Genomic DNA, 878 nt, shown 5'->3' with positions numbered 1-878 from the left:
GTTACCACGCATTTTGATGCGTCCAGGGATTTACAGGAGACGCTGTACCAGTATCAGAAAATCTACAACTACCATGTCCCGCAGAAAAACATCGGGCACATCACGCCCATTCAGGCGCTTACAGGATTGGCACAAAAAACAACCGGAATTATTCAAAAAGAAAAACTATGATCTATCGGGACTTGACAAAGTATCAGTTCCACCTGATAGGCAAAGTTGCTGATACTCCGGCTGTTACCCGATACTCCGTAATTACGCATAATGACCCCGCAGCTTGTTTGCGGTGGTTCGCATGATCTTGGCAGTCGGCAGAGTCCGGTTGACTCTCAACCACTCCTTGAACACTTTCAGCTTGGCGCTCAAGCGCCGGCTGATCGTCGCGCCGCTCAAACTTCTGACAGGGCGTCTTGCTCAGGTCTTCGCCACAGGTTTCGCATGGGGTGATGGGGGACGTTTGAACGGTCTCAATCGTGCGGGTGTTGCCGCAGCGGATACCGTTGTGCTGATTCCCCTTGCTGTTGGCGCCTGGGTGGTGGCGGTATCGTCCTTGGGGGTTTGCGATGACGGTTTGCTGGAGTTGGTGCTGTTTTTTGGGGTGCCTGGAAAATCTCTTCGCAACCGGCCTTCTTTAGGGCATCCAGCTGGAGATCGGGGTTCTGATCCTGGGTCGAAACTCTCGCGTAGCCGATCCGCATAACAAACACTCGTTATCTTTACACTGATAAGTTTACGATATTTCTTTACAGATAACCAGTGGTTGTCGGTGGTTTTTGGGGGGATTTGCGGTTTGTAAAGAATACGGTCTTTTTTTGTGCCAATCCTTAAGCGCCTGAATGGGCGTGATGTGCCCGATGTTTTTCTGCGGGACATGGTACAAG

Annotated in this window: 1 pseudogene; it reads right to left on the bottom strand. The window is 50.9% G+C overall.

The features are described 5' to 3' along the window. Positions 1-563: 563 nt before the first annotated feature. Positions 564-695, bottom strand: a pseudogene (locus tag ACOCD2_RS22640) (recombinase family protein); the annotation flags it as partial. Positions 696-878: the final 183 nt, after the last annotated feature.

Source organism: Thiolapillus sp. (genome assembly GCF_048562965.1).
GTDB classification, from domain to species: Bacteria; Pseudomonadota; Gammaproteobacteria; order Chromatiales; family Chromatiaceae; genus Thiolapillus; species Thiolapillus brandeum_A.
Note: the sequence above shows the minus strand (reverse complement) of the source record. Positions and strands in the feature narration are given on the sequence as shown.